This is a genomic window from Acidovorax sp. SRB_14 (assembly GCF_012932145.1).
Classification (GTDB): Bacteria; Pseudomonadota; Gammaproteobacteria; order Burkholderiales; family Burkholderiaceae_C; genus Simplicispira.
In genome coordinates this window covers 16697-41508 of the sequence record NZ_MWOK01000018.1, presented here as the reverse complement: position 1 = coordinate 41508, position 24812 = coordinate 16697, and the positions used below count along the sequence as shown (strand labels likewise).

Below are 24812 nucleotides of genomic sequence, written 5' to 3'. Positions count from 1 at the left end.
CATGCAACCCATCACCGACGCCACCGTATTCATCGTCGACGACGACGCCAGCGTGCGCGAGGCACTGGCGTGGCTGCTGCGCTCGCGCCGCCTGCACAGCGAATCGTTTGACAGCGCCGAGGCGTTCGAGGCCAGCATGGCGCAGCGCACGCCGCAGCGCTCCCCGTGCTGCCTGCTGCTCGATGTGCGCATGCCGGGCATGAGCGGCCTGGCCTTGTTCGATGCCTTGGTGGAGCGCGGTGCGGTGGCCGCCATGCCGGTGATTTTCCTGACCGGCCATGCCGATGTGCCCACCGCCGTCGACACGGTCAAGCGCGGCGCGTTCGACTTCTGCGAAAAACCGTTCTCGGACAACGTCCTGGTCGACCGCGTGGAGCAGGCGCTGGCGCTGTCGGCCCAGCACATGGCCCAGCTGCATGCGCGCGACGACCTGCGCGCGCGCCTGGCCGACCTGACCGAGCGCGAGCGCGCCGTCATGGGCTGCGTGGTCGAGGGCTTGCCCAACAAGCTGATTGCCGATCAGCTCGACATCAGCGTGCGCACAGTGGAAGTGCACCGTGCGCGCGTGTTCGACAAGATGCAGGTCAAGTCGGCCGTCGAACTGGCCAACCTGCTGCGCGACAGCCACTGATGCCCGCGGCGGGCCGTGGTGTCGCGCGGGCGATCTCAGCGCGGGCGTTCACCCACGAAGATTTCGACGCGGCGGTTGCGCGAGCGGCCGTCTGCCGTGTTGTTGCTGGCGATGGGCTGGTACGAGCCCTGGCCTTCGACCTGGACGCGCGAGCCGTTGACGCCGCGTGCCGTGAGGTAGTTGCGCGTGCTGTTGGCGCGCTCCACGGAGAGCGGGTTGTTGATCGCATCGCTGCCGGTGTTGTCGGTGTGGCCGACGATGCGCACATCGGTGGCCGGGTTGTTGCGCAGGCTGGCGGCAAAGCGGTCGAGGACCGGGGCAAAGTTGCCCTTGATGTCGGAGCGGCCGACGTCAAACGAGATGTCGCTCGGGATGTCGAGCTTGAGCTGGTTGTCGGCAGTCTGCGACACCGCGACGCCCGTGCCCTGCGCGGCCTGCTCCATCTCGCGCTTCTGGCGCTCCATGTTCTGCGACCAGATGTAGGTGCCAATGCCCCCCACCGCTGCGCCGGCGATGGCGCCCGTGCCGGCCTTGCCGCCGGTGGCCGAGCTCAGCACCGCGCCGGCCAGCGCGCCCACGCCGGCGCCGGTGGCGGTGCGGCGCTGGGTGTCCGACATGTTCATGTCGGCGCAGCCGGTGATCAGCAATGCCGCTGCTGCGGCGCCCAAGACGATGTGTTTGCGCATAGGAATACTCCTTGTAGGTGGAAGGGTCCGCCCTCCCGGCAGCCCCCTGCGCCGATTATGCGAAGCGTTGTTACAACTGAAGTATCGGCATGTAAGCCACTCGGTTGTAGGACAAGCCCGCATCGCCCGCCGCTCAGGGCGGCGGCAGGCGCTGGTCCTCGGTCGGGGGCGGGGCCTTGAGCTCGCCGCCCTTGCGCCCCGAAAACATCGTCCACCAGACGATCAGCACCAGAACCACGAGCGCCAACAGCGCTTCAAGCAAAATCAGACCCATGAAACTTGCACTCCTGCGCCATGCCGTAACAGCCCTGATTGTAGGAACGCTGGCCGCCTGCTCCACCACCCCGCTGCCCACCGCCGGACCCGCCGCGCCTGCCGTGCCCAGCGCCGCGCCGCCCGCGGACAGCGGCGCCGTTGGCGCTGCGCCCATCGCCCAACCCGGCAGCCGCTGGGTGCCGGTGCGCTGGGAGGACCTGCCCGGGTTTTCGGAGGACGCCCTGCACGAGGCCTGGAACGCCTGGGTGCGCAGCTGCGAGCGCCCGCCGCCGGCCTTTGCGCCGCTGTGCCCGCAGGTGCGCCGCCTGAGCCTGGGCAGCGCCGACGAGCAGCGCGCCTGGATGTTCGCGCGCCTGCAGCCCTACCGCGTCGAAGCCGCCAGCGGCAGCGCCGACGGCCTGCTGACCGGCTACTACGAGCCGCAGCTCGACGCCGCGCGCCAGCCGGGCAAGGGCTACACCGTGCCGCTATACCGCGTGCCCGCGGGCCTGGCGGCGCGCAAGCCCTGGTACACGCGCCAGCAGATTGACACCCTGCCCGAGGCGCAGGCGCAGCTCGCCGACCGCGCGATCGCCTGGCTGGCCGACCCGGTCGACGCCATGGTGCTGCACATCCAGGGGTCGGGGCGGCTGCGCATCACCGAGCCCGACGGCAGCACGCGCTTGGTGCGCCTGGCGTTTGCCGGCACCAACGAGCAGCCCTACAAGAGCGTCGGCCGCTGGCTGCTCGACCAGGGCTTGGTGCGCGACGCCACCTGGCCCGGCATCAGCGCCTGGATCTCGGCCAACCCGGGCCGCGTGAACGAGCTGCTGTGGAGCAACCCGCGCTACGTGTTCTTCCGCGAGGAGCCGCTCGATGCGCTCGATGCGCAGTTCGGCCCCAAGGGCGCGCAGGGCGTGGCGCTCACGCCGGGCCGCTCGATCGCCGTGGACCGGCAGAGCATTCCCTATGGCACGCCGGTGTGGATGGCCTCGAGCGGCCCGGCCGGGCAGTTCCAGCGCCTGGTGCTGGCGCAGGACACGGGCAGCGCCATCGTCGGCGCGGTGCGCGCCGACTACTTCACCGGCTGGGGCCCGGAGGCGGGCGAGGTGGCCGGCCGGCTCAAGCAGGGGCTGCGGCTGTGGGCGCTGTGGCCGCGCTGAAAGGGCGGCTGCACACCGCACTGCAAAAAAGTGAGCTGCCAGCGCTTGCTGTAGCTTGTTCTTACACTGTTTATATTTGAAACGCTGAGCGGGCGCGCGCAGCCAGCTCCCGTTTCGATAGTGGCAGCGCGGCGTCAGCGGTCTTGTTCGACCAGGTAGCGCGCGACGACCGGCGGCGCATCGCCGGTGTGGAATGCCAGCTTGCGCTCGCGCAGCGCCACGTCGGAGGCCGTCACGCGGTCGAAGCGGCGCAGGTGCTCGGTCCACGATTCGTCGGTGACCTGCTCGACGTAGCGTGCCGGGTCCGAGAGGTCGTGCTGCAGCTGCCACGACAGCGCGCCCTGGCGCAGGCGGCTGCGCCGGCTCTCCTGCATCAGCTTGCGGAAATCGGCGGCCCGGTCGGGGTGGATGAAGTACTCGATGGTGACGACCACCTTGCCCGAGTCGGGCGGCGTGCGCGCCACCGGCGCCTTGAAGGCCTGCGACGGGCTCAGGTCCTCCTCGATGTGGCGGTCGGCCACCACGCGTTGCACCAGCGCCATGGCGGCCACGCCCGTCAGCGCCGCCATGGCCAGGCTCACGTTCACGCTCGTGAGCGTCGCCACCTGGCCCCACACCGCCGCGCCCAGCGCCGTGGCGCCCATGATGGCCATCTGGTAGATCGACATGCCGCGCGCGCGCACCCAGTTGGGCAGCGCGAGCTGGGCCGACACGCTCAGCGAGTTGGCCGTGGTGATCCACGCCATGCCGCCGAGCACCATGGCCGGCACCGCGACGTAGACGTTCGGCGCGACGGCCATGACGGCGGTCGACGCAGCCTGCAGCAGCGCGCCGCGGAACACCAGCACATCGCGCGGCATGGCCTGGCGCAGCCGGGGCAGGAACATCGCCGCGGCGATGGCACCCGCGCCCATCGACGCCAGCAGCAGCGTGAACGTGCCCGCGCCGCCGCCGTCGAGTCCCTTGGCCACCAGCGGCAGCAGCGCCAGCATGGCGGTCGCGTGCAGGAAGAAGATGGCGATGCGCCACAGCACGCCGCGCATGCGCGGCGACTGGCGCACGAACTGCAGGCCCACGCGCATGGCGCTGGAGAGCTTTTCGCGCCCGAGCGGGCTCGGCACGTGCGTGCGGCGCCAGCGCATGATGACCAGGCCCGAGGCGACCGACAGCACGGCGTTGAGCACGAACACCCAGGCGCTGCCCACGCTGGCGATGATCGCGCCGGCCAGCAGCGGTCCGATGATGCGCGAGGCATTCATCGCCACGCCGTTGAGCGCGAGCGCCGCCGGCAGCTGCGGGCGGCTGACCAGCTCGGGCACGATGGCCGAGAACACCGGCCAGCGCATCGCTAGGCCGATGCCGTTGGCAAACGTCAGCGCCAGCAGCAGCGGCGCCGTCATGCCGCCGGCCAGCACGGCCCCGCAGAGCACCAGCGCCACGGCGGCCACCCAGAACTGCGTGGCGATGAAGTAGCGCCGCCGATCCAGGATGTCGGCGAGCGCGCCGCTGGGCAGGCCGAGCAGGAACACCGGCAGCGTCGAGGCCGACTGCACCAGCGCCACCAGCATGGGCGAGGTGGTGAGCGTGGTCATGAGCCAGGCGGCGGCGACGTCGTTCATCCACATGCAGGTGTTGGCGGCCATCCAGGTGAGCCAGAGCATGCGGAACACCGGGCGCGAGAGCGGCGCCAGCGGCGAGAGTTCGGCGCGTTCGGCGGTGTCGTGCGCCAGCTGCGCGGCCACTGCTGCTTCTGTGTGGTCGGCCGTGGCCGACGCGGTGGCGGCGACGGAATCGGGGGCGGAGGCGGGGTGCGGCATGGGGGGCATGAGGGCTCATTGTGCGCAACTGCGGCGCGGGGCGCTGGCGGGCCTGCCGGTGCCACGTCCGGCGCTCGGGAATGCGGCGTGGCGCACGCTAACAGCCAAATTGGCCTCCAGCCCTTGTCCAGTCAGCGCTGACAGCTATCGAAACAGGAGTCAGCGCGGGCCCGGCAGCCCGAGGTGCGCGAGCGGCAGCGCGCCGCTGGCCTTGACCTCGCCGAGCGAGAAGCTGGTGTGCATGTCCTTCACGTTGGGCAGGTTCAGCAGCACCTCGCGCGCGAACTGCGAAAAGCTCTCGAGGTCGCGCGCCACCACCTGCAGCTCGAAGGTGCCGGTGCCGCTGATGTAGTGGCACGAGACGACCTCGGGAATCTGCCGGATGGCCTCTTCCATCGCGCGCGTCAGGCCGCCGGTGCTGCGGTCGGCGTCCAGCCGCACGAAGGCCAGCACGCCGAGGCCGATCTTGTGGCGGTCGATCTCGGCGCGGTAGCCCAAGATGTAGCCGGCCTGCTCGAGCGCGCGCACGCGGCGCCAGCAGGGCGCCGCCGACAGCCCCACGCGCTGCGCCAGCTCGGCGTTGGTCAGGCGCGCATCGGCCTGCAGCTCGTGCAGGATGGCGAGGTCGAATTTGTCGATTTGGTTCATTTTTGGCGTTCTCCGAGAAAGAATCTTGCCATGGGTGCCCAAACGGCGGCAAAGAAAGCAAAGATTTTCCACGCGATCCCCCCTAAACTGGCTGGCCGTGGAGCGCCCGCCCAGAGGCGCCTTTCGTGACCCCCGCCGATGGAGACAAACCCATGAACGCCCCTTTGCCCGAGCACGTCCGCCAGGCCCTCGAAACCGTCTCGCTCGACGACAAATATGCGCTGCCGCAGGGCCGCGCCTTCATGAGCGGCGTGCAGGCCCTGGTGCGCCTGCCCATGCTGCAGCGCCAGCGCGACGCCGCCGCGGGGCTGAACACCGCCGGCTTCATCAGCGGCTACCGCGGCAGCCCGCTGGGCACCTATGACCAGTCGCTGTGGGCCGCCCGGAAGCACCTGGCAGACAACCACATCGTCTTCCAGCCCGGCGTGAACGAGGAGCTGGGCGCCACCGCGGTCTGGGGCACGCAGCAACTCGACCTGTACCCGCAGAGCAAGAAGTACGACGGTGTCTTCGGCATCTGGTACGGCAAGGGCCCGGGCGTGGACCGGTGTTCGGACGTGTTCAAGCACGCCAACATGGCGGGAACGGCGCAGCACGGCGGCGTGATCGCGATTGCCGGCGACGACCACATCAGCAAGAGCAGCACTGCGCCGCACCAGAGCGACCACATCTTCAAGGCGTGCGGCACGCCGGTGTTCTTCCCGAGCAATGTGCAGGACATCCTCGACATGGGCCTGCACGCGTTTGCCATGAGCCGCTTCTCGGGCCTGTGGTCGGGCATGAAGACGATCCAGGAGGTCGTCGAGTCGTCCGCCAGCATCTCGATCGACCCCGAGCGCGTGAAGATCATCACGCCCGACGACTTCGCGATGCCGCCTGGCGGCCTGCACATCCGCTGGCCCGACGCGCCGCTCGAGCAGGAGGCGCGCCTGATGGACTACAAGTGGTACGCCGCGCTGGCCTACATCCGCGCCAATAAGCTCAACTACAACGTGATCGCAGGGCCGCACGACCGCTTCGGCCTGATCGCCAGCGGCAAGGCCTTCAACGACACGCGCCAGGCGCTGGTCGACCTGGGGCTGGACGATGCCACCTGCCGCCAGCTCGGCATCCGCCTGCACAAGGTCAACGTGGTCTGGCCGCTCGAAGCCACGATCACGCGCGATTTCGCCCAGGGCCTGCAGGAGATCCTGGTGGTCGAGGAAAAGCGCCAGGTCATCGAATACCAGATCAAGGAAGAGCTCTACAACTGGCGCGCCGATGTGCGCCCGACGGTGCTGGGCAAGTTCGACGAGCAGGAGGGCGACGCCTCGGGCGGCGAATGGTCGGTGCCCAACCCGGGCCAGAACTGGCTGCTGCGCGCCAAGGCCGACCTGACGCCGGCGCTGATTGCGCGCGCCATCGCCAAACGCCTGCACAAGCTCGGCGTGCCGCAGGAGATTGCCGCGCGCATGGACGCGCGCCTGGCCATCCTCGACGCCAAGGAGCGCGCGCTGACCGAGGTCGGGGGCGAGGCCGGCGAGCGCGCGCCCTGGTTCTGCAGCGGCTGCCCGCACAACACCAGCACGCGCGTGCCCGAGGGCTCGCGTGCGGTGGCCGGCATCGGCTGCCACTACATGGCGCTGTGGATGGACCGCTCGACCAGCACCTTCACGCAGATGGGCGGCGAGGGCGTGACCTGGGTCGGCCAGGCACCGTTCACGAAGGACGCGCACGTGTTCGCCAACCTGGGCGACGGCACCTACTTCCACAGCGGCCTGCTGGCGATCCGCCAAGCAATAGCGGCCGGCGTCAACATCACCTACAAGATCCTCTACAACGACGCCGTCGCCATGACCGGCGGCCAGCAGGTCGGCGAGCGGCCCGAGGGCCACTCGGTGCTGCAGATCATGAACAGCGTCAAGGCCGAGGGCGCGGCACGGACCGTGATCGTGACCGATGAGCCGCAAAAGTACGACGGCGCGCCGCTGGCCGAGGGCGTCACGGTGCACCACCGCAGCGACCTCGACCGCATCCAGCGCGAGCTGCGCGAGGTGCCCGGCTGCACGGTGCTGATCTACGACCAGACCTGCGCCACCGAGAAGCGCCGGCGCAGGAAGCGCGGCACGCTGGCCACGCCGAACAAGACCGTGGTCATCAACGAGCTGGTGTGCGAGGGCTGCGGCGACTGCTCGGTCCAGTCGAACTGCCTGTCGGTCGAGCCGGTGGAGACACCGTTCGGCCGCAAGCGCCGCATCAACCAGAGCACCTGCAACAAGGACTATTCCTGCGTCAACGGCTTCTGCCCGAGCTTTGTCACGGTCGAGGGCGGAACGCTGAAAAAGCCCAAGAAGGAAAAGAAGGGCGACCTGGCCAGCCTGCCCGCCATCCCCGAGCCCGTGCTGCCGGTGGCCGATGCCGCCTGGGGCATCGTGACCGGCGGCGTCGGCGGCACGGGCGTGATCACCATCGGCTCGCTGCTGGGCATGGCCGCGCACCTCGACGGCAAGGGCGTGGTCACGCAGGACGCGGGGGGCCTGGCGCAAAAGGGCGGCGCCACCTGGAGCCATGTCCAGATCGCCAACCGCCCCGAGTCCCTCTACACGACCAAAGTCGACATGGCCAAGGCCGACCTGGTGATTGGCTGCGATCCGATCGTGGCCGCCCACAAGGCCACGCTGGCCGTGATGCAGCCCGGACGCACCTATGTGGCGCTGAACTCGCACGGCACGCCGACGGCGGCGTTTGTCACCAACCCGGACTGGCAGTTTCCGGGCGGCCAGTGCGAGAGCGCCATCGCGGCGGCCGTGGGCGCCGACCGCGTGGGCAGCTTCGACGCCGAGCAGGTGGCGGTGCAGGCGCTGGGCGACAGCATCTACACCAACCCGCTGATGCTCGGCTACGCCTGGCAGAAGGGCCGCGTGCCGCTGTCGCATGCGTCGCTGATGCGCGCCATGGAACTCAACGGCGTGCAGGTGGACAACAACAAGGCCGCCTTCGAGTGGGGCCGGCGCTGCGCGCACGACCTGCCGGCCGTGCTGGCGCTGCTGCAGCCCGCGCAGGTGATCGCGTTCGTCAAGAAGCCGTCTCTCGCCGACACGCTGGCGCTGCGCACCGGCTTCCTTACCGGCTACCAGAACGCCGCCTATGCGGCCGAGTACCAGGCCTTCGTCGAGAAGGTGCAGGCGGCCGAAGCGCCGCTCGGCCGTGGCACGCGCCTGGCCGAGGCCGTGGCGCGCTCGCTGTTCAAGCTGATGGCCTACAAGGACGAGTACGAGGTCGCGCGCCTGCACACCGACCCGGCCTTCACCGAGAAGATCGCCAGCATGTTCGAGGGCGATTACAAGATCGTCCACCACCTGGCGCCGCCCCTGACCGCGAAGAAAAACGACAAGGGCGAGCTCGTCAAGCAGCCGTTCGGCCCGTGGGTGCGCAACGCCTTCGGCATGCTGGCCAGGATGAAAGGCCTGCGCGGCACGGCCCTGGACCTGTTCGGCAAGACCGCCGAGCGCCGGATGGAGCGCGCGCTGGTCCAGGAGTACCGCGCCTGCATCGAGGCCCTGCTGCATGCGCTCACCGCCGAGCGCCTGGCGCTGGCCGTCGAGATCGCGTCCATCCCCGAGGACATCCGCGGCTACGGCCACGTCAAGGAGCGGCACCTGCACGCCGCGCGCGCCAAGTGGGAGGGCCTGCTGGCGCAGTGGAACAGCCCCGCGCCCGCGCGCGCGGCGGCCTGAGTGCCGGGCGGCGCCGCGCCGCCCGCGCCCCCCGGGCCGCCCCGGCGGTGCGACCGCTGCCTTGCGGGCGCCGCCGGGGTTTATTTTTGCTATCAATAGAGTAGCTATGAGCGCTTGATGGGTAAGCTTTTGGCGCTGTTTTGGTGGATATTTCGTGCGCCAGGGCCGTGCCGGACCGGCCCCGGAATACCCCGTGCGTGCGCCGGGGGATACGCGGCAGGCGCCGCATACAATCTGCCTTTTCCGTCCAGGCAGGCGCTGTGGTGCAGGCCGGGTCAGGTGTTTCTTTTTTGACCCTTCTGTTGGGAGTTTGCCGTGTTCATTTCTTCAGCCTTTGCCCAGACCGCCCCTGCAGCCGCCGCCGGCGGCGGCGACATGATGTCGTCCCTCACCGGCATGCTGCCGCTGGTCCTGATGTTCGTGGTGCTGTACTTCGTCATGATCCGCCCGCAAATGAAGCGCCAGAAAGAGCACCGCGCCATGGTCGAGGCGATCGCCAAGGGCGACGAGGTCGTGGTCGGCGGCGGCATGCTGGGCCGGGTTTCGCGCCTGTCCGAGCAGTACCTGCACGTGGAAATCGCCAATGGCGTCGAAGTGCAGGTGCAGCGCTCGGCCGTGGTGCAGGTGCTGCCCAGGGGCACCATCAAGTAAATCGCCGCTGCCCCTTCGCTGGCGCGCCCCGCGGGGCGCCCGCTTTCATTGTTCCTGAGGTTAAAGCGCGATCATGAACCGTTACCCGGTCTGGAAGTACGCGATCATTGTGGTCGCGCTGCTGGTGGGGGTCTTGTACACCCTGCCCAATTTCTTTGGTGAAGCCCCGGCCGTGCAGGTGTCTTCGGTCAAGGCCACCGTCAAGGTGGACGCCGCGCTGCAGCAGCGCGTGCAGGAGGCGCTGGACGCCGCCGGCGTGCAGCCCGACCTGATCGGCCTGGATGGCGGCTCGGTGCGCGCGCGCTTTGACACGCCCGACAACCAGCTCAAGGCCAAGGACGCGATCCAGAAGGCCCTGGTGCCCGATCCGGAGGATCCACAGTACATCGTGGCGCTCAACCTGGTCTCGCGCTCGCCCGCCTGGCTCACGGCGCTGCATGCCGCGCCCATGTACCTGGGCCTGGACCTGCGCGGTGGCGTGCACTTCATGCTGCAGGTGGACATGCAGACCGCGCTGACCAAGAAGGCCGAGTCGTATGCGGGCGACATCCGCACGGCGCTGCGCGACAAGAACATCCGCCATGGCGGCATCGGCCGCGACGGCCAGACCATCGACATCAAGGTGCGCGACGAGGCCATGCTGGCGGCCGCGCGCAACCTGATCGCCGACCAGTTCCCGGACCTGGCGGTCACCTCCAGCCCCGACGGCGAGGGCATGCGCCTGCGCGCCGCGATCAAGCCCGAGGCGCTGCGCAAGGTGCAGGAGCAGGCGCTCAAGCAGAACATGGTCACGCTGCACAACCGCATCAACGAGCTCGGCGTGGCCGAGCCCGTGATCCAGCAGCAGGGGCTGGACCGCATCGTCGTGCAGCTGCCGGGCGTGCAGGACACGGCCAAGGCCAAGGACATTCTGGGCCGCACGGCCACCCTCGAAGTGCGCATGGTCGACGAGGGATCGGACGCCCGTGCCGCCGAGCTGGGCTCGGGCCCGGTGCCGTTCGGCGACGAAAAATACCTCGACCGCAACGGCCAGGCCGTGATCGTCAAGAAGCAGGTCGTGCTCACGGGCGAGAACCTGACCGACGCCCAGCCCGGCTTTGACAGCCAGACCCAGGAACCCACCGTGAACCTCACGCTGGACGCCAAGGGCTCGCGCATCTTCAAGGACATCACGCGCGAGAACGTCGGCAAGCGCATGGCCATCGTGCTGTTTGAAAAGGGCAAGGGCGAAGTGGTGACGGCACCTGTGATCCGCTCCGAGATCGGCGGCGGGCGCGTGCAGATCTCGGGCCGCATGACCTCCATGGAGGCCAACGACACGGCGCTGCTGTTGCGCGCGGGATCGCTCGCCGCGCCGATGGAAATCATCGAGGAATACACCATCGGCCCGAGCCTGGGCGCAGACAACATTGACCGCGGTATCCACAGCGTGGTCTGGGGCATGGTCGTCATTGCCGCCTTCATGTGCATCTACTACGCGCTGTTCGGGGTGTTCTCGACCGTGGCGCTGTCCGTGAACGTGCTGCTGCTGATGGCCATCCTGTCGATGCTGCAGGCCACGCTCACGCTGCCCGGCATCGCCGCCATGGCCCTGGCCATCGGTGTGGCCATCGACTCGAACGTGCTGATCAACGAGCGCATCCGCGAGGAGCTGCGCGCGGGCGCCACGCCGCAGGCCGCCATCCATGCGGGCTACGAGCGCGCCTGGGCCACCATCCTGGACTCGAACGTGACCACGCTGATCGCGGGCCTGGCACTGCTGGCCTTCGGCTCGGGCCCGGTGCGCGGCTTTGCGGTGGTGCACTGCATCGGCATCCTGACCAGCATGTTCTCTGCCGTGTTCTTCTCGCGCGGCCTGGTGAACCTCTGGTACGGTCGCCAGAAAAAGCTCAAGAGCGTGTCCATCGGCCAGGTCTGGAAGCCTGAAGACGCATCGCAGTTGCGTTCTGTCGCCGCCCGTGGCGATAACAACTAACGAAAGGGAAAGACATGGAGTTTTTCCGCATCCGCAAAGACATTCCGTTCATGAAGTACGCGTTGGTGCTCAACGCGATCTCCTTCATCACCTTCGCGCTGGCGGTCTTCTTCCTGGTCACGCGCGGCCTGCACCTGTCGGTGGAGTTCACGGGCGGCACGGTCATGGAAGTGGCCTACACGCAGACGGCCGACATCGGCAAGGTGCGCGACACGGTCTCGTCCCTGGGCTACACCGACGTGGTGGTGCAGAGCTTCGGCACCTCGCGCGACGTGATGATCCGCCTGCCCGTGCAAAAGGGCGTCACATCGGCGCAGCAAAGCGAGCAAGTGCTCACGGCCCTCAAGGCCGGCGACCCGCAGGTGACGCTGCGCCGTACCGAGTTCGTCGGTCCGCAGGTGGGCGAGGAGCTGGTGCACGGCGGCCTCATGGCGCTGGGCATGGTGGTGCTGGGCATCGTGATCTACCTGGCCTTGCGGTTTGAGTGGAAGTTCGGTGTCGCCGCCATCGTTGCCAACCTGCACGACGTGGTCATCATCCTGGGCTTCTTTGCGTTCTTCCAGTGGGAGTTCTCGCTGTCGGTGCTGGCTGGCGTGCTGGCGGTGCTGGGCTATTCGGTGAACGAGTCGGTGGTGATCTTCGACCGTATCCGCGAAGCCTTCCGCAAGTTCCGCAAACTCAGCACGCACGAGGTGATCGACCATGCCATCACCTCGACCATGAGCCGCACCATCATCACGCACGCGTCGACCGAGGCCATGGTGCTGTCCATGTTCTTCTTCGGCGGTCCCAGCCTGCACTATTTCGCGTTGGCGCTGACCATCGGCATCCTGTTCGGTATCTACTCCTCGGTGTTCGTGGCGGCGTCGCTGGCCATGTGGCTCGGCGTCAAGCGCGAAGACCTTGTCAAGACCGTGCGCAAGGACGAGGGCGACCCCAGCGATCCGAACGCGGGTGCCACCGTATAGCCGGGCAAGCGCGCTCGGTACTAATATCCGGCCATGCACACCTCGGCCCCGCCCCCCACCCAGCACAGGCTCGCGGGGGCGGTGCGCCGGCAGTTTGTCGAAGGCTTGGCGTCCGGCCTGGCGGGGCTGGACAAGGCCTTGCTGGAGTTCTTGGCCACGCTAATGTCCCAGACGGGCACGCAGCGCCAGATGCAGGAGCGGCGCGATGCCTGGATGGAGTACCAGGCACACCGCGCCGCCTGGGTGCAGGCCCTGGGCAGCGCCTGGCGTGTGGAGGCCCTCGCCGCGCCTGCTGCGGCCCCCACCACCCGCCGTGGTTTGCCGGCCGACACGGGCTTCGAACTGCTCAGCGACGACGTCGTCGAAAACAAGATCCTGGCTTCGCGCATCGCGCTGACCGTGATGGAGCAGGTCAGTACCGCGTTCGACGCACTGCGGCTGCGGCTGCGTGCGCTCGAAGGCCGCGAGTTGCCCGACAGCGACATGCTGCGCCCCGAGGCGCTGAGCCTGGCGCTGGTCGAGCAATGGGTGCAGGCCGGGCTGCAGCGCGCCGACCTGCAGCGTGTGGTGGACCCCTTGCAGCGGGAACTGGCGGCGCTGGTGCAAGGCCTCTACCAGGCGGGCAACGATTTTCTGGCCGCGCAGGGCGTGGCACCGCAGCAGGATCTGAGGGTGCGCGTCAGCCACGCGGCCGTGCCACCGTCCCGCAGTGGACAGGACAGCCTGGCGTCGCAGGCGCTGGCGCAGTCGCAGGAGGCTGTCAGCACGGCACGCGGGCCGGCGCCGGCGCACCTGTCGCAGATGGGCATGGTGGCCGCCCCCGGCCTCACACCCCTGGCGCGCGCGCGCCAGCGGGCCTTGAGCGTCATGGGCCAGCTGCGGCGGCTGCTCACCGAGCCGTCCATGGGCTACGACATGGTGCACGCAGCGCCCGCGTCGGCCGCTTTGGCGCATGCGCTGGCAGTGCACCGGGTGCAGGCCGAAACCTACTACAGCACGGTCGGCACGCTGGTGGAAGATTACAGCCCGGCCGCGGTCGTGCAGCTGGCCGGGACGGTGCGTGAGCGCTCCGCCCAGCTCAAGAAGGCAGCGGCCACGGACAGCGAGAAGGCCATCATTGAAGTCGTGGCCTTGATGTTCCAGAGCATCCTCTCTGAAGACCGCATACCGTCTGCGGTGCGCGTGTGGTTTGCGCGCCTGCAGGTCCCCGTGCTGCGCGTGGCGCTGGCCGAACCCGAGTTCTTCAGCAATCTCAACCATCCGGCGCGCCAACTCATCGACCGCATGGGCGCGTGTGTGCTCGGGTTTGATGCCACGTCCATCGGTGGCAGTGCACTGGAGGCCGAGATCCGCCGTGTTGTGCAGGTGATCGAGCAGTACCCCGAGACCGGGCGGCGCGTGTTCCAGCTGGTGCACAACGAATTCGAGAAATTTCTCGCCAAATTCCTGACCGAGAAACAGGCTACGTCCCGGCTGGCCAGCGTGGCGCAGCAGGTGGAGCAACGGGAGACGCTGGCCGTTCAATACACCATCGAGCTGCGCACCATGCTCAAGGACATGCCGGTGCGCGACGAAATCCGCGAATTCCTGTTCAAGACCTGGACGGAGGTGCTGGCGCTCTCGGCGGTGCGCGATGGCGCCCAGCATGCCGATACGCTGGCGTTCAAACGCACGGCGGCCGACCTGGTGTGGGCCGCCAGCGCCAAGCCCCACCGCAGCGACCGCGCCCAGGTCATCCAGTCCCTGCCGGGGCTGTTGCAGCGCCTGCGCCAGGGATTGGCCCTCATCGGGATGGTCGGAGCGGCGCAAGATGCGCAGATCAAGGTGCTGACCGACACGCTCGCAGAAGCCTTCGTGGCCAAGACGGCCTCCATTCCCCCCGAGCACATCGAGGCCATGGCGCGCCGTCTGGAGCACCTGGAAGACTTTATCGACGATGCCGCCGCGCTCGGAGACTTTCCGCTCGATGCAGACCACATCGAGATGATGCTGGGCATCGATGCCTCGTCCATCCACGTGCTGGCCGACACTGGCGCGCCAGTGGACGAAGCCATGGTGCAGTGGGCGCAGGCGCTGCCGCTGGGCACCTGGTTCACGCTCGACCACACGGGCGCCAGCGCCCAGGTGCAGTACGCCTGGCACAGCCAGCGCAGGCAACTGCACCTGTTTGCCGCGCCCGACGGCAGCACCTACCTGATCCAGCTGCGCCGCCTCGGCGCCTATCTGCAGGCGGGTCTGCTGGTGGCCCAGGAAGAAGAGGGGCTGACGGTGCGCGCCACGCGCGATGCGCTGGCCAAGATCGACGCCAACCCCGAGCGGCTGCTGGGCTGAGGGCAGGCGCCACCGCCGGGCTGCGGCGCTGCCTTCAGGCCCGTGCCAAACGCTGGAACAAGGCCCCGGGCAAACGCGCCACCACGCCCGCCAGTTCGAGGTCCAGCAGCTGGACCTGCAGCGTCGCCGTATCGAGCCCGGTGCGCGCCTGCAGCGCGTCCAGGCCGACAGGGTCAAACCCCAGCGCGCGCAGCAGCGGACTGTCGGGCTCCTGCACCTCCTCGGGGAGCGGGCAGGCCTCGGCGGCCGGGGGCGGCGGTGCCAGCCGCAGTTCTTCGAGCACATCTTGGGCCGATTCCACGAGCTTGGCGCCTTGCCGGAGCAGGGCGTGGCAGCCGCGCGACTGCGGAGCGTGGATGGAGCCGGGGATGGCAAACACCTCGCGCCCCTGTTCTGCCGCCAGCCGGGCCGTGATCAGCGAGCCCGAGGCCGTGGCAGCCTCCACCACCAAGGTGCCCAGGGACAGCCCGGCAATGATGCGGTTGCGCTTGGGGAAGTTGCCTGGCAGCGGCGCTGTGCCCAGCGGGTATTCGCTCACCAGCACGCCCCGCGCGGCGATGCGGTGGGCCAGATCGAGGTGGCGGCGCGGATAGACGCGGTCCAGGCCGGTGCCTACGACCGCCACGGTGGCGGGCATGGGATCGGCGTCGGTGGAGGCCTCCAGTGCGCCTTCGTGGGCGGCCGCGTCCACGCCCAGCGCGAGTCCCGAGACAATGACCAGCCCGCTCGCACGCAGGGCGCGGGCGAACTGCCGCGCGTTTTCCTGCCCTTGGGCCGTGGGGTTGCGGCTGCCCACCATGGCCAGGCAGTGGTGCGCGGGAAAGGGAGAGCCCTGGGGGCCGATGAAGCGGTCCGGGCCCAGCAGGTAGAGCAGCAGCGGCGGGTCCTGCGTTTCCAGCAGCAGGCGCGGGAAGCGCGGATCGCCCAGCGCCACGATGGCGCGCGCGGGCCCGGCAGCGGGTGCGGTGTGCAGCCATTGCCAGGTGGTTTCCACCAAGGCCGGCAGGCCATCGGGTTCGCGCAGCAGCGCGTGTGCCTGGGCCGGTGTCACGCACTGCTGCAGGGCTTGGCCGGACTGCCCAAAAATGCGCTGCGGCAGCCCGAACGTGCCCAGCAGGCGGCGCGCCGCCGCGTCGCCCACGCCGGGCGTCAGGGTCAGCCTCAGCCACGCAGCGAGTTCATCGCGCTCCAGCGGCAGGGAGGCCGCCGAAGAGGGAGCCATGTCGCAGGGCACCACCACTTCAGCCGGTCCGGTTCAGCGCGGATTGACGAGCCGGTCGCCCACGCGCACGGTGTTGCGCACGTCCAGAATCAGCGCGTAAGAGACGCGGTCAAAGGTGCGGAACACCATGGCCATGCCATTGCTCTCGCTGGGCAGCTGGATGATGGCTTTTGCCGGGTCGGTGCGGTCCTTGAGGCGCTCGCCCTGGGTGAGCAGGTTCAGTACGTGGCCCGATTCCATGCCGTCGCGCTCACCGCGGTTGATGGCGATGACCTGGTTCTGCGCCGCGTTCGCGACGGCGGTGCTGCCATAGATGGACACCACGCGCGCGTCAACAGCGCCTTGCGGGGCGCGGGGCGTGTAGCTGGAGAAGGCGCGGGCGGGTGCGGGCAGAAGCCGGTCGCCCGCGCGGACTTCTTCCTTGCTGGCGCGGATGTCGACGGTGGCCGGAACTTGTTCGGTTGCCTTGCCGTCCGCGGCCGGCGCCTCGGTCTCGCTGCGCACCAGTTCCGCCTGCCCCAGGTACTGGGCCTCGTAGCCCAGCACCTCGCCGCTCAGCGGGTCTTGGAGGGCCACCGCGTTGCGGAAGATGCGGTAAAAGCGCGGCACGCCGGCCGCCACCCGCAGCGGCGCGGCGGCCGTGCCGCGCGCATAGGCGCGGTCACCGCTGCTCATGAGCACGCGCTGGTCGACGGTGGCGACAATGCGCGGCGCATGCTCCAGCGTTTGCGCATCGACCACCAGGGGCTCGACCAGGAAGGGCTCGATCAGGTGGGGCTGCAGCGTGGGCAGCGCGGAATCGGACAGGCTGTCGCTGCGCGTGCGCGGTGACACGCGCACGGTTTCGGGCGTTCCTGCCGCGAGGGTGCTCAGACGGGCGTAGCCGCCGCGCTTTTCCAGGTACAGCGTCTGGCCCGGGAAGATCAGGTGCGGGTTGGGAATGGCCTGCAGGTTCATGCCCCACAGCTCGGGCCAGCGCCAGGGCCGCCGCAGGTACAGGCCCGAAATGCCCCACAGGGTATCGCCGCGCTGGACGACGTAGCGGTCCGGGGCCTGGGGTGCGAGTTCGCTGAGGGGAATGCCCTGGTGCGCGACCTGCTGGGCCGTGGCACGCTGGTCGGCGGTGACCGGAAAGGTCTGGGCCTGCAGTGGCGCGGCCAGAGTGGCTGCGGCAAGCAAGGTCAGTGCGCCCACGGTGGCCCGCTGCGCGCGGCGAAACGCCGCCGTGTCGTTATTTTTTTGATGCATTGCTGAACGCCCCCTCGCTGGCGCCGCTCGCGTCCCGGGTGCCGGTTGGAGCAGCTGTATACGTGACAAACCACCAGGGATTCTCTGCGCAAGCCCTTGATTGGGCAATGATTAATGGCGACGCAGGCTGCATAGGGCGGTAAAAGTGGCGAAAATAGCGACAGCTTTTTCTGGTCGCCATGGCAATTCTTCCCATTCTTTGTTATCCCGATCCCCGCCTGCACACCGTGGCCCGCCCGGTGCAGGTGGTGGACGAGCGCATCCGCCTGCTGGTCTCCGACATGCTGGCCACCATGTACGACGCCCATGGCATCGGCCTGGCCGCCACCCAGGTGGATGTGCACGAGCGGGTGGTCGTGATCGATGTCTCTGAAGAGCGCGATCAGCCCCTGGTCATCATCAACCCCGAAATCGTCTGGGCCAGCGCCGAGAAGGTCGTGGGCGACGAGGGCTGCCTGTCGGTGCCCGGCATCTACGACGGCGTGGAGCGCTCCGCCGCCGTGCATGTGCGCGCGCTCGACGGCGAGGGCCAGCCGCGCACGATCGAGGCCGAGGGCCTGCTGGCGGTGTGCCTGCAGCATGAAATGGACCACCTGCTGGGCAAGGTGTTCGTCGAATACCTCTCACCGCTCAAGCGCAACCGCATCAAGACCAAGATGGTCAAGGCGCAACGCGAGGCCCGCGCATGAGCCCGCGCGCACGCTCCTCGTTGCGCGCCCTGGCCGCCACGGCCCTGGCGCTGCTGCTGGCCGCGTGCGCGTCTCCCGACTTTGAGCGCCCCGGCGCAAGCCGCGCCGAGGTGGTGGCGCGCTTGGGGGCGCCGGCCGGCATTTCGCCTCTGGCGGGCGGTGGCGAGCGCCTGCTCTACACCACGCAGCCCGCGGGCTACCAGGCGTTTCATTTGGACTTCGATGCCGGCGGACGCCTGGTGCGCAAGGAGCAGGTGCTCACGTTTGCCAAGCTGTCCGCGGTGGTGCCGGGGCAGTGGACCCTGGCCGATGTGCAGCGCACCTTTGGTCGGCCCATGCTGGTCGAGCGCGTCGCACGTTTTGACGGCGACATCTGGACCTACCGCTTCCTCGACGACTTTTCCACGCGCCGCCAGGCCCACATCCACATTGACCGCAGTGGTGTCGTGCGCCTGGTGATGTTCACCGACGAGCCTGTGCCCAGCGATGACCGCATGCCCTGAGACCGGCGTGCTGTGCCCCCGCCCATGAAAATCATCTTTGCCGGCACCCCCGATTTCGCCCGCGTGGCCTTGCAGCGGCTGGTCGAGGCGGGCTTTGACGTGCCGCTGGTGCTGACCCAGCCCGACCGCCCGGCCGGGCGCGGCATGAAGCTGCAGGCCTCGCCCGTCAAGCAATACGCGCTGGAACGCGGCATCGCGGTCGCGCAACCGCGCAGCCTGCGCCTGGATGGCAAATACCCCGAGGACGCCGCGGCGGCGCGTGCCGCCCTGGTGGCCGCGAACGCCGACGCCATGGTGGTGGCCGCCTACGGGCTGATCCTGCCGCAATGGGTGCTGGACCTGCCCGCGCGCGGCTGCCTTAACATCCACGCCAGCCTGCTGCCGCGCTGGCGCGGTGCGGCGCCCATCCACCGGGCCATCGAAGCCGGCGACCCCGAGACCGGCGTGACCATCATGCAAATGGATGCGGGCCTGGACACGGGCGACATGCTGCTGTTTGAAAAGACCGCCATTGCCGCCACCGACACCACGGCCACCCTGCACGACCGCCTGGCGGTGCTCGGCGGGCGCCTGGTGGTACAGGCGCTGGAGCGCGTCGCCGGCGGCGGCCTGCAGCCTGTGCCGCAGCCGGCGCAGGGCGTGACCTATGCGCACAAGATCGACAAGTCCGAAAGCAGCATCGACTGGGCGCAGGCCGCGCAGGCCATTGCCCGGCGCATCCGCGCATTTGACCCGTTCCCGGGCGCCAGCACCACGCTGGGGGCCGATGTGATCAAGGTATGGGACTGCGAAATTGATAGCTATCAGCGATTGCCAGGCGTGCGTTATGGGCAGATTTTGTCTGTCAATGCAGGCGGCGTGACCGTGGCCTGCGGCGAAGGTGCGCTGCGCCTCACGGTGCTGCAGCGCGCCGGTGGCAAGCGCCTGCCGGTGGCCGACTTCCTGCGCGGCTTCGATCTGCAGCCCGGCATGCTGCTGGGCCATGCCCCCGCGGCCGAGCCGGAGGCATGACGGCGCTGCGCGCCGCCGTGCGCGACCCCTTCTTCCGTCTGGGGGTGTCGGACATGGTGGGCACGGGGGTCGGCGTCGGTGCCTGGGGACTGGTGACGGGCATTGCCATGGTCAAGAGCGGCATGTCCGTGCCCCTGGCGCTGGCAATGTCGCTGCTGGTGTATGCCGGCAGCGCGCAGCTGGCCGTGATCCCCTTGCTGGCCACGGGCGCGCCCCTGTGGGTGGTCTGGCTCACGGCGTCGTGCGTCAACCTGCGCTTCGTGATCTTCAGCAGCATGTGGCGCACCTATTTTCAGCACCTGCCGCTGCGCCAGCGCCTGGCGGTGGGGTATTTCAGCGGCGACGTGATCTTCGTGGCCTTCATGAAGCGTTACCCGCACCCGGTGCCGGAGCCCAGCCAGGTGCCCTATTTCTGGGGCGCGGCCTCGCTCAACTGGCTGTCGTGGCAGCTGCCCTCGATCGCCGGCATTCTGTTGGCCAACGTGGTGCCGCTGTCGTGGGGCCTCGGGTTCGCGGGGGTGCTGGCCTTGCTGGGCGTGCTGCTGTCGCTGCTGTTTGACCGCGCCACCTGGCTGGCCACGGGCGTGGCGGCCACGGCCGCCATCGCCGCCTTTGCGCTGCCGCTGAAACTCAACATCCTGGTGGCGATCGCGGCCGCCGTGGCCGCCGGTCTGCTGGTCGAGGCCGTGGACCGGCGCCGCCCGCACGCCGTGCCGCCCGCGCCCCTGGACGGCCCTGCGCCGGCCGCGGCAGTGCCGCCTGCGCAGGCCCGCGAGACCGTGGCGCTGGGCGAGGAGGGCCGGCCATGAACGGGGACTGGTTCGGACCGCTGCTGGCCATCATGGGCCTGGCGCTCATCACCCTGCTGACGCGCGCCTTCTTCATGCTGCCCGAGCGCGAACTGCCCATGCCCGACTGGCTCAAACGCGGGCTCAAGTACGCCCCCCTGGCAGCGCTCACGGCCGTGATCGCACCCGAGGTCCTCATGGCGCAGGGCGCGTTCATCACCACCTGGCAGGACGCGCGCCTGCCGGCCGTGCTGTGCGCTGCGCCCTACTATTTCTGGCGCCGCGGCATCCTGGGCACCATCGTGGTCGGGATGGCGGTGTACCTGCCGCTGCACATCGCGCTGGGCTGGTAGCCGGACCGGCGCGCGGGGGCGCCTGCCTACAATGGCAGCCCTGCTCAACCCGCGATCTGCCGGAACCCCTTTTCCCATGAATATCCTTCGCTTTTCCGACCTGTGCGCCCAGGGCCAAGCCCGTGGCCAGCGCGTGTTCATCCGTGCCGACCTGAACGTGCCACTGGACGGCCAGGGCCGCATCACCGAGGACACGCGCATCCGCGCCTCCGTGCCCTGCATCCAGATGGCGCTCGACGCGGGCGCCGCCGTGATGGTCACCAGCCACCTGGGCCGCCCCACCGAGGGCGAGTTCAAGCCCGAAGACTCCCTGGCCGCGGTGGCGCAGCGCCTGTCCGAGCTGCTGGGGCGCCCGGTGCCGCTGTTGGCGCACTGGGTCGATGGCGTGCAGGTGCAGCCCGGCGAGGTCGTGCTGCTGGAGAACTGCCGCGCCAACGTGGGTGAAAAGAAAAACAGCGAAGCCCTGGCGCGCAAGCTGGCGGCGCTGTGCGACATCTTCGTCAACGACGCCTTTGGCACGGCGCACCGCGCCGAAGGCACGACCTACGGCATTGCCCAGTACGCCCCCATCGCGTGCGCCGGCCCGCTGCTGGCGGCCGAAATCGACGCGCTGACCCAGGCGCTGGCGCACCCCAAGCGCCCGCTGGTCGCCATCGTGGCCGGCTCCAAGGTCTCGACCAAGCTCACCATCCTGCAGAGCCTGGCCAAGAATGTCGACCGGTTGATCGTCGGCGGCGGCATTGCGAACACCTTCATGCTGGCGGCCGGCCTGCCGATCGGCAAGAGCCTGGCCGAACCCGGCCTGGTGGCCGAGGCCCGTGCGGTGATCGATGCCATGAAGGCGCGCGGCGCCGCGGTGCCGATTCCCACCGACGTGGTCACGGCCAAGGCGTTTGCCGCCGATGCCGTGGCCACCGTGAAGGCGGCCACCGCCGTCGAGGAAGACGATCTGATTCTGGACATCGGCCCCGACACCGCAGCGCGCCTGGCGGTGCAGCTCAAGTCCGCAGGCACTATCGTCTGGAACGGTCCCGTCGGGGTGTTCGAATTTCCGGCGTTTGAAAACGGCACGCGCACCCTTGCCCATGCCATCGCAGAGTCCGAGGCGTTCAGCATTGCCGGTGGCGGCGATACGCTGGCGGCCATCGCCAAGTACGGCATCGAAAAGCAGGTGGGCTACATCTCCACCGGCGGCGGCGCCTTTCTCGAGGTGTTGGAAGGCAAACAGCTCCCGGCGTTCGAGATCCTCGAAAAGCGCGCTGGGGCAGGCGGTTGACGCCTGCCGTGGTGCAGGGCGCGGCCTTCGGTGCCGCGCCGCTCCACATCCGGTGGCAAAGGCCGGCAGGCAGGACCCGCGGGGCCCTGCCTGTAACTGCTTTCATGTAAGAATTGAAACCCGATTACATACAGGAGTTTTCCGATGCGAGTGCGCCGTGCCACCAAAATCGTTGCCACCCTGGGCCCCGCCTCCAGCGACCCGGCGTTGTTGGAGCGGATGATCGCGGCCGGCGTGAATGTCGTTCGGCTCAACTTCAGCCACGGCAAGGCGCAGGACCATATCGACCGCGCGGCCGCGGTGCGGGCCGCGGCGCATCGGGCGGGGCGCGAGGTGGCGATCATGGCCGATCTGCAAGGCCCCAAAATTCGGGTCGGCCGGTTTGCCGAAGGCCGCGTCCAGCTGGAGCCGGGCGCGCAGTTCGTGCTCGATGCCTCGCGCACCGAGCCGGGCGATGTGGACGGTGTGGGGCTGGACTACAAGGAACTGCCGCGCGACACGCGCGCTGGCGATGTGCTCCTGCTCAACGACGGCCTGATCGTGCTCACCGTGGACGCGGTGCGTGGCGAAGCCGTGCACACGACCGTGAAGATCGGCGGCGAGCTGTCCAACAACAAGGGCATCAACAAGCAGGGCGGGGGGCTGACGGCGCCTGCGCTGACGGCCAAGGACATGGAGGACATCCGCACGGCGATGAGCTTCCAGGCCGACTACGTGGCCGTGAGCTTTCCCAAGAACGCCACCGACATGGAAATGGCGCGCCAGCTGTGCAATGTGGCCGCCGCCGAATACCGCCACAAGCCGGGGCTGATCGCCAAGATCGAGCGCGCCGAGGCGATTCCGCGGCTCGAGGAGATCCTGCGCGCCAGCGACGGCATCATGGTCGCGCGGGGCGATCTGGCCGTCGAGGTCGGCAATGCCGTGGTGCCGGCGCTGCAGAAAAAAATGATCCGCATGGCGCGCGAGATGGACAAGGTCGTCATCACCGCCACGCAGATGATGGAGAGCATGATCACCAACCCCGTGCCCACGCGCGCCGAGGTGAGCGACGTGGCCAATGCCGTGCTCGATGGCACCGATGCCGTGATGCTCAGCGCCGAGACGGCGGCGGGCAAGTATCCGCTGGAAACCGTGCTGGAGATGGCCAAGATCTGCGCCGCGGCCGAATCGGCCGAGGATGTGGAGCTGGACGCCGACTTCACCGGCCGGACGTTCGGGCGCATCGACCAGTCGATTGCCATGGGGGCCTTGTTCACGGCGCACCATCTGGGTGCCAAGGCGATTGTGGCCATGACCGAGAGCGGCTCCACCGCGCTGTGGATGAGCCGCCACCGCATCCATATTCCGATCTATGCGCTCACCCCCAAGGTGACCACGCAGCGGCGCATGGCCTTGTTCCGCAATGTCCGGCCGCTGCTCATGGACACCAGTGCCGACCGCGACACGGCCCTGGAGCAGGCCGAAGGACACCTCAAGGCGCGCGGCATCGTGAACACGGGAGACGTCTACGCCATCACATGCGGGGAGCCCATGGGCGCGCCGGGTGGGACCAATATGCTGAAAATCTGCCGCGCCAGCTGACCGCGGCAGCCCCGCCGGCCCGCGCGGCCAGCGCGACCAACGACGCAATGGCCGTGCCGACCAGCAGGCCGGCGAGCACGTCCGAAGGGAAATGGACGCCCAGGCACACCCGGCTCCAGGCCACGGCGCCGGCAACCAACCATGCGGTCCATCCCAGGGCGCGCTGGCTGCACAGCAGCAGGCCCTGCGCCAGGGCAAAGGACGTGGCCGCGTGCATGCTGGGGAACCCCGGGCGCGCGCCTTGCTTGATCCACTGAAACCCCAGGCCCAGCTGCGCGGGCCGGGAGACGGGAAACCAGTCGCGTATTCCACGCACGGCGCACCACGTGAGGAGCAGTGCCATCAGGCACACGATCAGGGTGCGCCAAGGCGGGCCGCGGTGCTGCTTGCCGACCAGGCTGGCGGCAATCAAGGCGCCGATCGCTGCCGGGCCGACCTGCGAAACCCAACGCGCCAGTGTGACCACGCCGGCAGGCGTGTCCAGGCCGGCGTTCAAGGTCTGAAAGATGGCCAGATCAAGTGGCAGCATGGGGGGAGTCTTTGGTGAGAGGAGTGCTGCGTGCCCGCCGAGGAAGATGCTGCAGCCGTTGGCTGACCAGATCGCAGACCCAGGCAGTGGTCCAGCACAGCCAGCCGGTCCAGAGTGTGTGGCTCAGGAAGTGGGCGCCGCGCATTTGCTGGGCCCAGCCCAGCACCAGGCCGCTCGCCAGCGCAGCGGCCAGCCACGCGTGCGCCTGGCGCGGATGCAGACGGCGCAACGCAAAGTAGCCGCCGAGGAAGCTAAAGCCCGCAGCGGCGTGGCCGGCCGGAAAGCACCGACCGCCGCCACCATCCAGCGTTCCCAGCGCCCAATGCGAGACATGGCGCGCCACGCCACCGAACTGCGCCAGGCTCCAGGGGCAGCTGGTGGTGCTGGTGTATTTCAACGCGGTGACGACCGCCAATGACAGCAGCGTCGTGATGGCCAGTTGCAAACGCTCGGCGTGGCCCACCCGGCGCAGCACGCCAAAGGGCCACCAGATCGCCAGCGTCAGCGCCAGTGTCAACAGCCAAGCCAAGCGGCGCGGGCCTTCGTGCAGCCCATAGACCAGGAACCAATGTTCGCGCAGGGGAAAGCCATGGGAATTGCCGAAAACCTGGGCCAATGCGAGGTCCTGGCCGGCCGCATCCCATGCCAGCAAGCACAGAAAGGCAAGCAGGGTGCAGAGCGCGGTGCGGGCCGGGCGGTAAGGCGCCACGGGCGGCGCGCTCAGAAGATGGGGCATGGGCGAAAACGATAGGCCGCCGTGCTTAACCGCGT

At 68.9% G+C, this 24812-nt stretch carries 22 protein-coding genes; 14 read left to right on the top strand and 8 right to left on the bottom strand.

Annotated elements, in window-relative coordinates; genetic code table 11:
• Position 1 precedes the first annotated feature (1 nt).
• The gene (locus tag B2J86_RS13695) at positions 2–631 is read left to right on the top strand and encodes a response regulator transcription factor (protein WP_173025889.1); all 630 of its coding nucleotides are present in this window, start codon (positions 2–4) and stop codon (positions 629–631) included.
• Between the two features lie 35 nt (positions 632–666).
• Here B2J86_RS13695 and B2J86_RS13690 read toward each other — a convergent pair whose 3' ends face one another.
• Both B2J86_RS13690 and B2J86_RS13685 read right to left on the bottom strand, forming a co-directional pair.
• Positions 667–1317, bottom strand: coding sequence for an OmpA family protein (locus B2J86_RS13690; RefSeq protein WP_169169131.1), 651 nt, complete (start codon positions 1315–1317; stop codon positions 667–669).
• Between the two features lie 133 nt (positions 1318–1450).
• Positions 1451–1591 (bottom strand): hypothetical protein, encoded by a 141-nt coding sequence (locus B2J86_RS13685; RefSeq protein ID WP_169169132.1) that lies wholly within the window; start codon positions 1589–1591, stop codon positions 1451–1453.
• On the opposite strand from B2J86_RS13685, the gene B2J86_RS13680 reads away from it, so the two are divergent.
• Positions 1524–2735: an MltA domain-containing protein gene (locus B2J86_RS13680; RefSeq protein ID WP_173025898.1), complete on the top strand. Its 1212-nt coding sequence runs from the start codon at positions 1524–1526 to the stop codon at positions 2733–2735. The genes B2J86_RS13685 and B2J86_RS13680 overlap by 68 nt on opposite strands.
• Before the next feature lie 134 nt (positions 2736–2869).
• Here B2J86_RS13680 and B2J86_RS13675 read toward each other — a convergent pair whose 3' ends face one another.
• The gene (locus B2J86_RS13675; RefSeq protein WP_173025888.1) at positions 2870–4561 is read right to left on the bottom strand and encodes an MFS transporter; all 1692 of its coding nucleotides are present in this window, start codon (positions 4559–4561) and stop codon (positions 2870–2872) included.
• 150 nt (positions 4562–4711) lie between these two features.
• Positions 4712–5200, bottom strand: coding sequence for an Lrp/AsnC family transcriptional regulator (locus B2J86_RS13670; protein WP_173025887.1), 489 nt, complete (start codon positions 5198–5200; stop codon positions 4712–4714).
• A 152-nt stretch (positions 5201–5352) separates the two neighbouring features.
• On the opposite strand from B2J86_RS13670, the gene B2J86_RS13665 reads away from it, so the two are divergent.
• The 5 genes from B2J86_RS13665 (at position 5353) to B2J86_RS13645 (ending at position 14841) form a co-directional block, all read left to right on the top strand.
• Positions 5353–8916: an indolepyruvate ferredoxin oxidoreductase family protein gene (locus B2J86_RS13665; RefSeq protein WP_173025886.1), complete on the top strand. Its 3564-nt coding sequence runs from the start codon at positions 5353–5355 to the stop codon at positions 8914–8916.
• Positions 8917–9231: 315 nt separating this feature from the next.
• Positions 9232–9567: a preprotein translocase subunit YajC gene (gene yajC / locus B2J86_RS13660; RefSeq protein ID WP_169635755.1), complete on the top strand. Its 336-nt coding sequence runs from the start codon at positions 9232–9234 to the stop codon at positions 9565–9567.
• A 73-nt stretch (positions 9568–9640) separates the two neighbouring features.
• Positions 9641–11542: a protein translocase subunit SecD gene (gene secD, locus B2J86_RS13655; RefSeq protein ID WP_173025885.1), complete on the top strand. Its 1902-nt coding sequence runs from the start codon at positions 9641–9643 to the stop codon at positions 11540–11542.
• Positions 11543–11556: 14 nt separating this feature from the next.
• A complete protein-coding gene (gene secF, locus B2J86_RS13650; protein ID WP_169169137.1) occupies positions 11557–12510 on the top strand; it encodes a protein translocase subunit SecF in 954 nt (317 codons plus the stop codon).
• A 33-nt stretch (positions 12511–12543) separates the two neighbouring features.
• A complete protein-coding gene (locus B2J86_RS13645; protein ID WP_173025884.1) occupies positions 12544–14841 on the top strand; it encodes a DUF1631 family protein in 2298 nt (765 codons plus the stop codon).
• Between the two features lie 34 nt (positions 14842–14875).
• On the opposite strand, the gene dprA is transcribed toward B2J86_RS13645, so the two are convergent.
• Together dprA and B2J86_RS13635 are read right to left on the bottom strand one after the other, a co-directional pair.
• Positions 14876–16033, bottom strand: coding sequence for a DNA-processing protein DprA (gene dprA, locus B2J86_RS13640; RefSeq protein WP_173025897.1), 1158 nt, complete (start codon positions 16031–16033; stop codon positions 14876–14878).
• 63 nt (positions 16034–16096) lie between these two features.
• The gene (locus B2J86_RS13635; protein ID WP_173025883.1) at positions 16097–17311 is read right to left on the bottom strand and encodes a LysM peptidoglycan-binding domain-containing protein; all 1215 of its coding nucleotides are present in this window, start codon (positions 17309–17311) and stop codon (positions 16097–16099) included.
• Between the two features lie 179 nt (positions 17312–17490).
• On the opposite strand from B2J86_RS13635, the gene def reads away from it, so the two are divergent.
• The 7 genes from def (at position 17491) to pyk (ending at position 23512) form a co-directional block, all read left to right on the top strand.
• A complete protein-coding gene (gene def, locus B2J86_RS13630) occupies positions 17491–18000 on the top strand; it encodes a peptide deformylase (RefSeq protein WP_173025882.1) in 510 nt (169 codons plus the stop codon).
• On the top strand, positions 17997–18503 hold the full coding sequence (locus B2J86_RS13625) for a hypothetical protein (RefSeq protein WP_173025881.1): 507 nt from the start codon (positions 17997–17999) through the stop codon (positions 18501–18503). Before def ends, B2J86_RS13625 begins: the two co-directional genes overlap by 4 nt.
• 24 nt (positions 18504–18527) lie before the next feature.
• On the top strand, positions 18528–19514 hold the full coding sequence (gene fmt, locus B2J86_RS13620) for a methionyl-tRNA formyltransferase (protein WP_173025880.1): 987 nt from the start codon (positions 18528–18530) through the stop codon (positions 19512–19514).
• Entirely contained in the window at positions 19511–20323 is an 813-nt protein-coding gene (locus B2J86_RS13615; protein WP_173025879.1) for an AzlC family ABC transporter permease, read from the top strand. Before fmt ends, B2J86_RS13615 begins: the two co-directional genes overlap by 4 nt.
• Positions 20320–20655, top strand: coding sequence for an AzlD domain-containing protein (locus B2J86_RS13610; protein ID WP_173025878.1), 336 nt, complete (start codon positions 20320–20322; stop codon positions 20653–20655). Before B2J86_RS13615 ends, B2J86_RS13610 begins: the two co-directional genes overlap by 4 nt.
• A gap of 76 nt (positions 20656–20731) precedes the next feature.
• The gene (locus B2J86_RS13605) at positions 20732–21931 is read left to right on the top strand and encodes a phosphoglycerate kinase (protein ID WP_173025877.1); all 1200 of its coding nucleotides are present in this window, start codon (positions 20732–20734) and stop codon (positions 21929–21931) included.
• Between the two features lie 144 nt (positions 21932–22075).
• Positions 22076–23512, top strand: coding sequence for a pyruvate kinase (gene pyk / locus B2J86_RS13600; protein WP_169169146.1), 1437 nt, complete (start codon positions 22076–22078; stop codon positions 23510–23512).
• Here the strand turns inward: pyk and B2J86_RS13595 are convergent.
• Complete coding sequence (locus B2J86_RS13595; protein ID WP_169169147.1) at positions 23445–24041, bottom strand: phosphatase PAP2 family protein; 597 nt, start codon at positions 24039–24041, stop codon at positions 23445–23447. The two genes, pyk and B2J86_RS13595, sit on opposite strands and share 68 nt — an antisense overlap.
• A complete protein-coding gene (locus tag B2J86_RS13590; protein ID WP_173025876.1) occupies positions 24028–24777 on the bottom strand; it encodes a phosphatase PAP2 family protein in 750 nt (249 codons plus the stop codon). Before B2J86_RS13590 ends, B2J86_RS13595 begins: the two co-directional genes overlap by 14 nt.
• Positions 24778–24812: the final 35 nt, after the last annotated feature.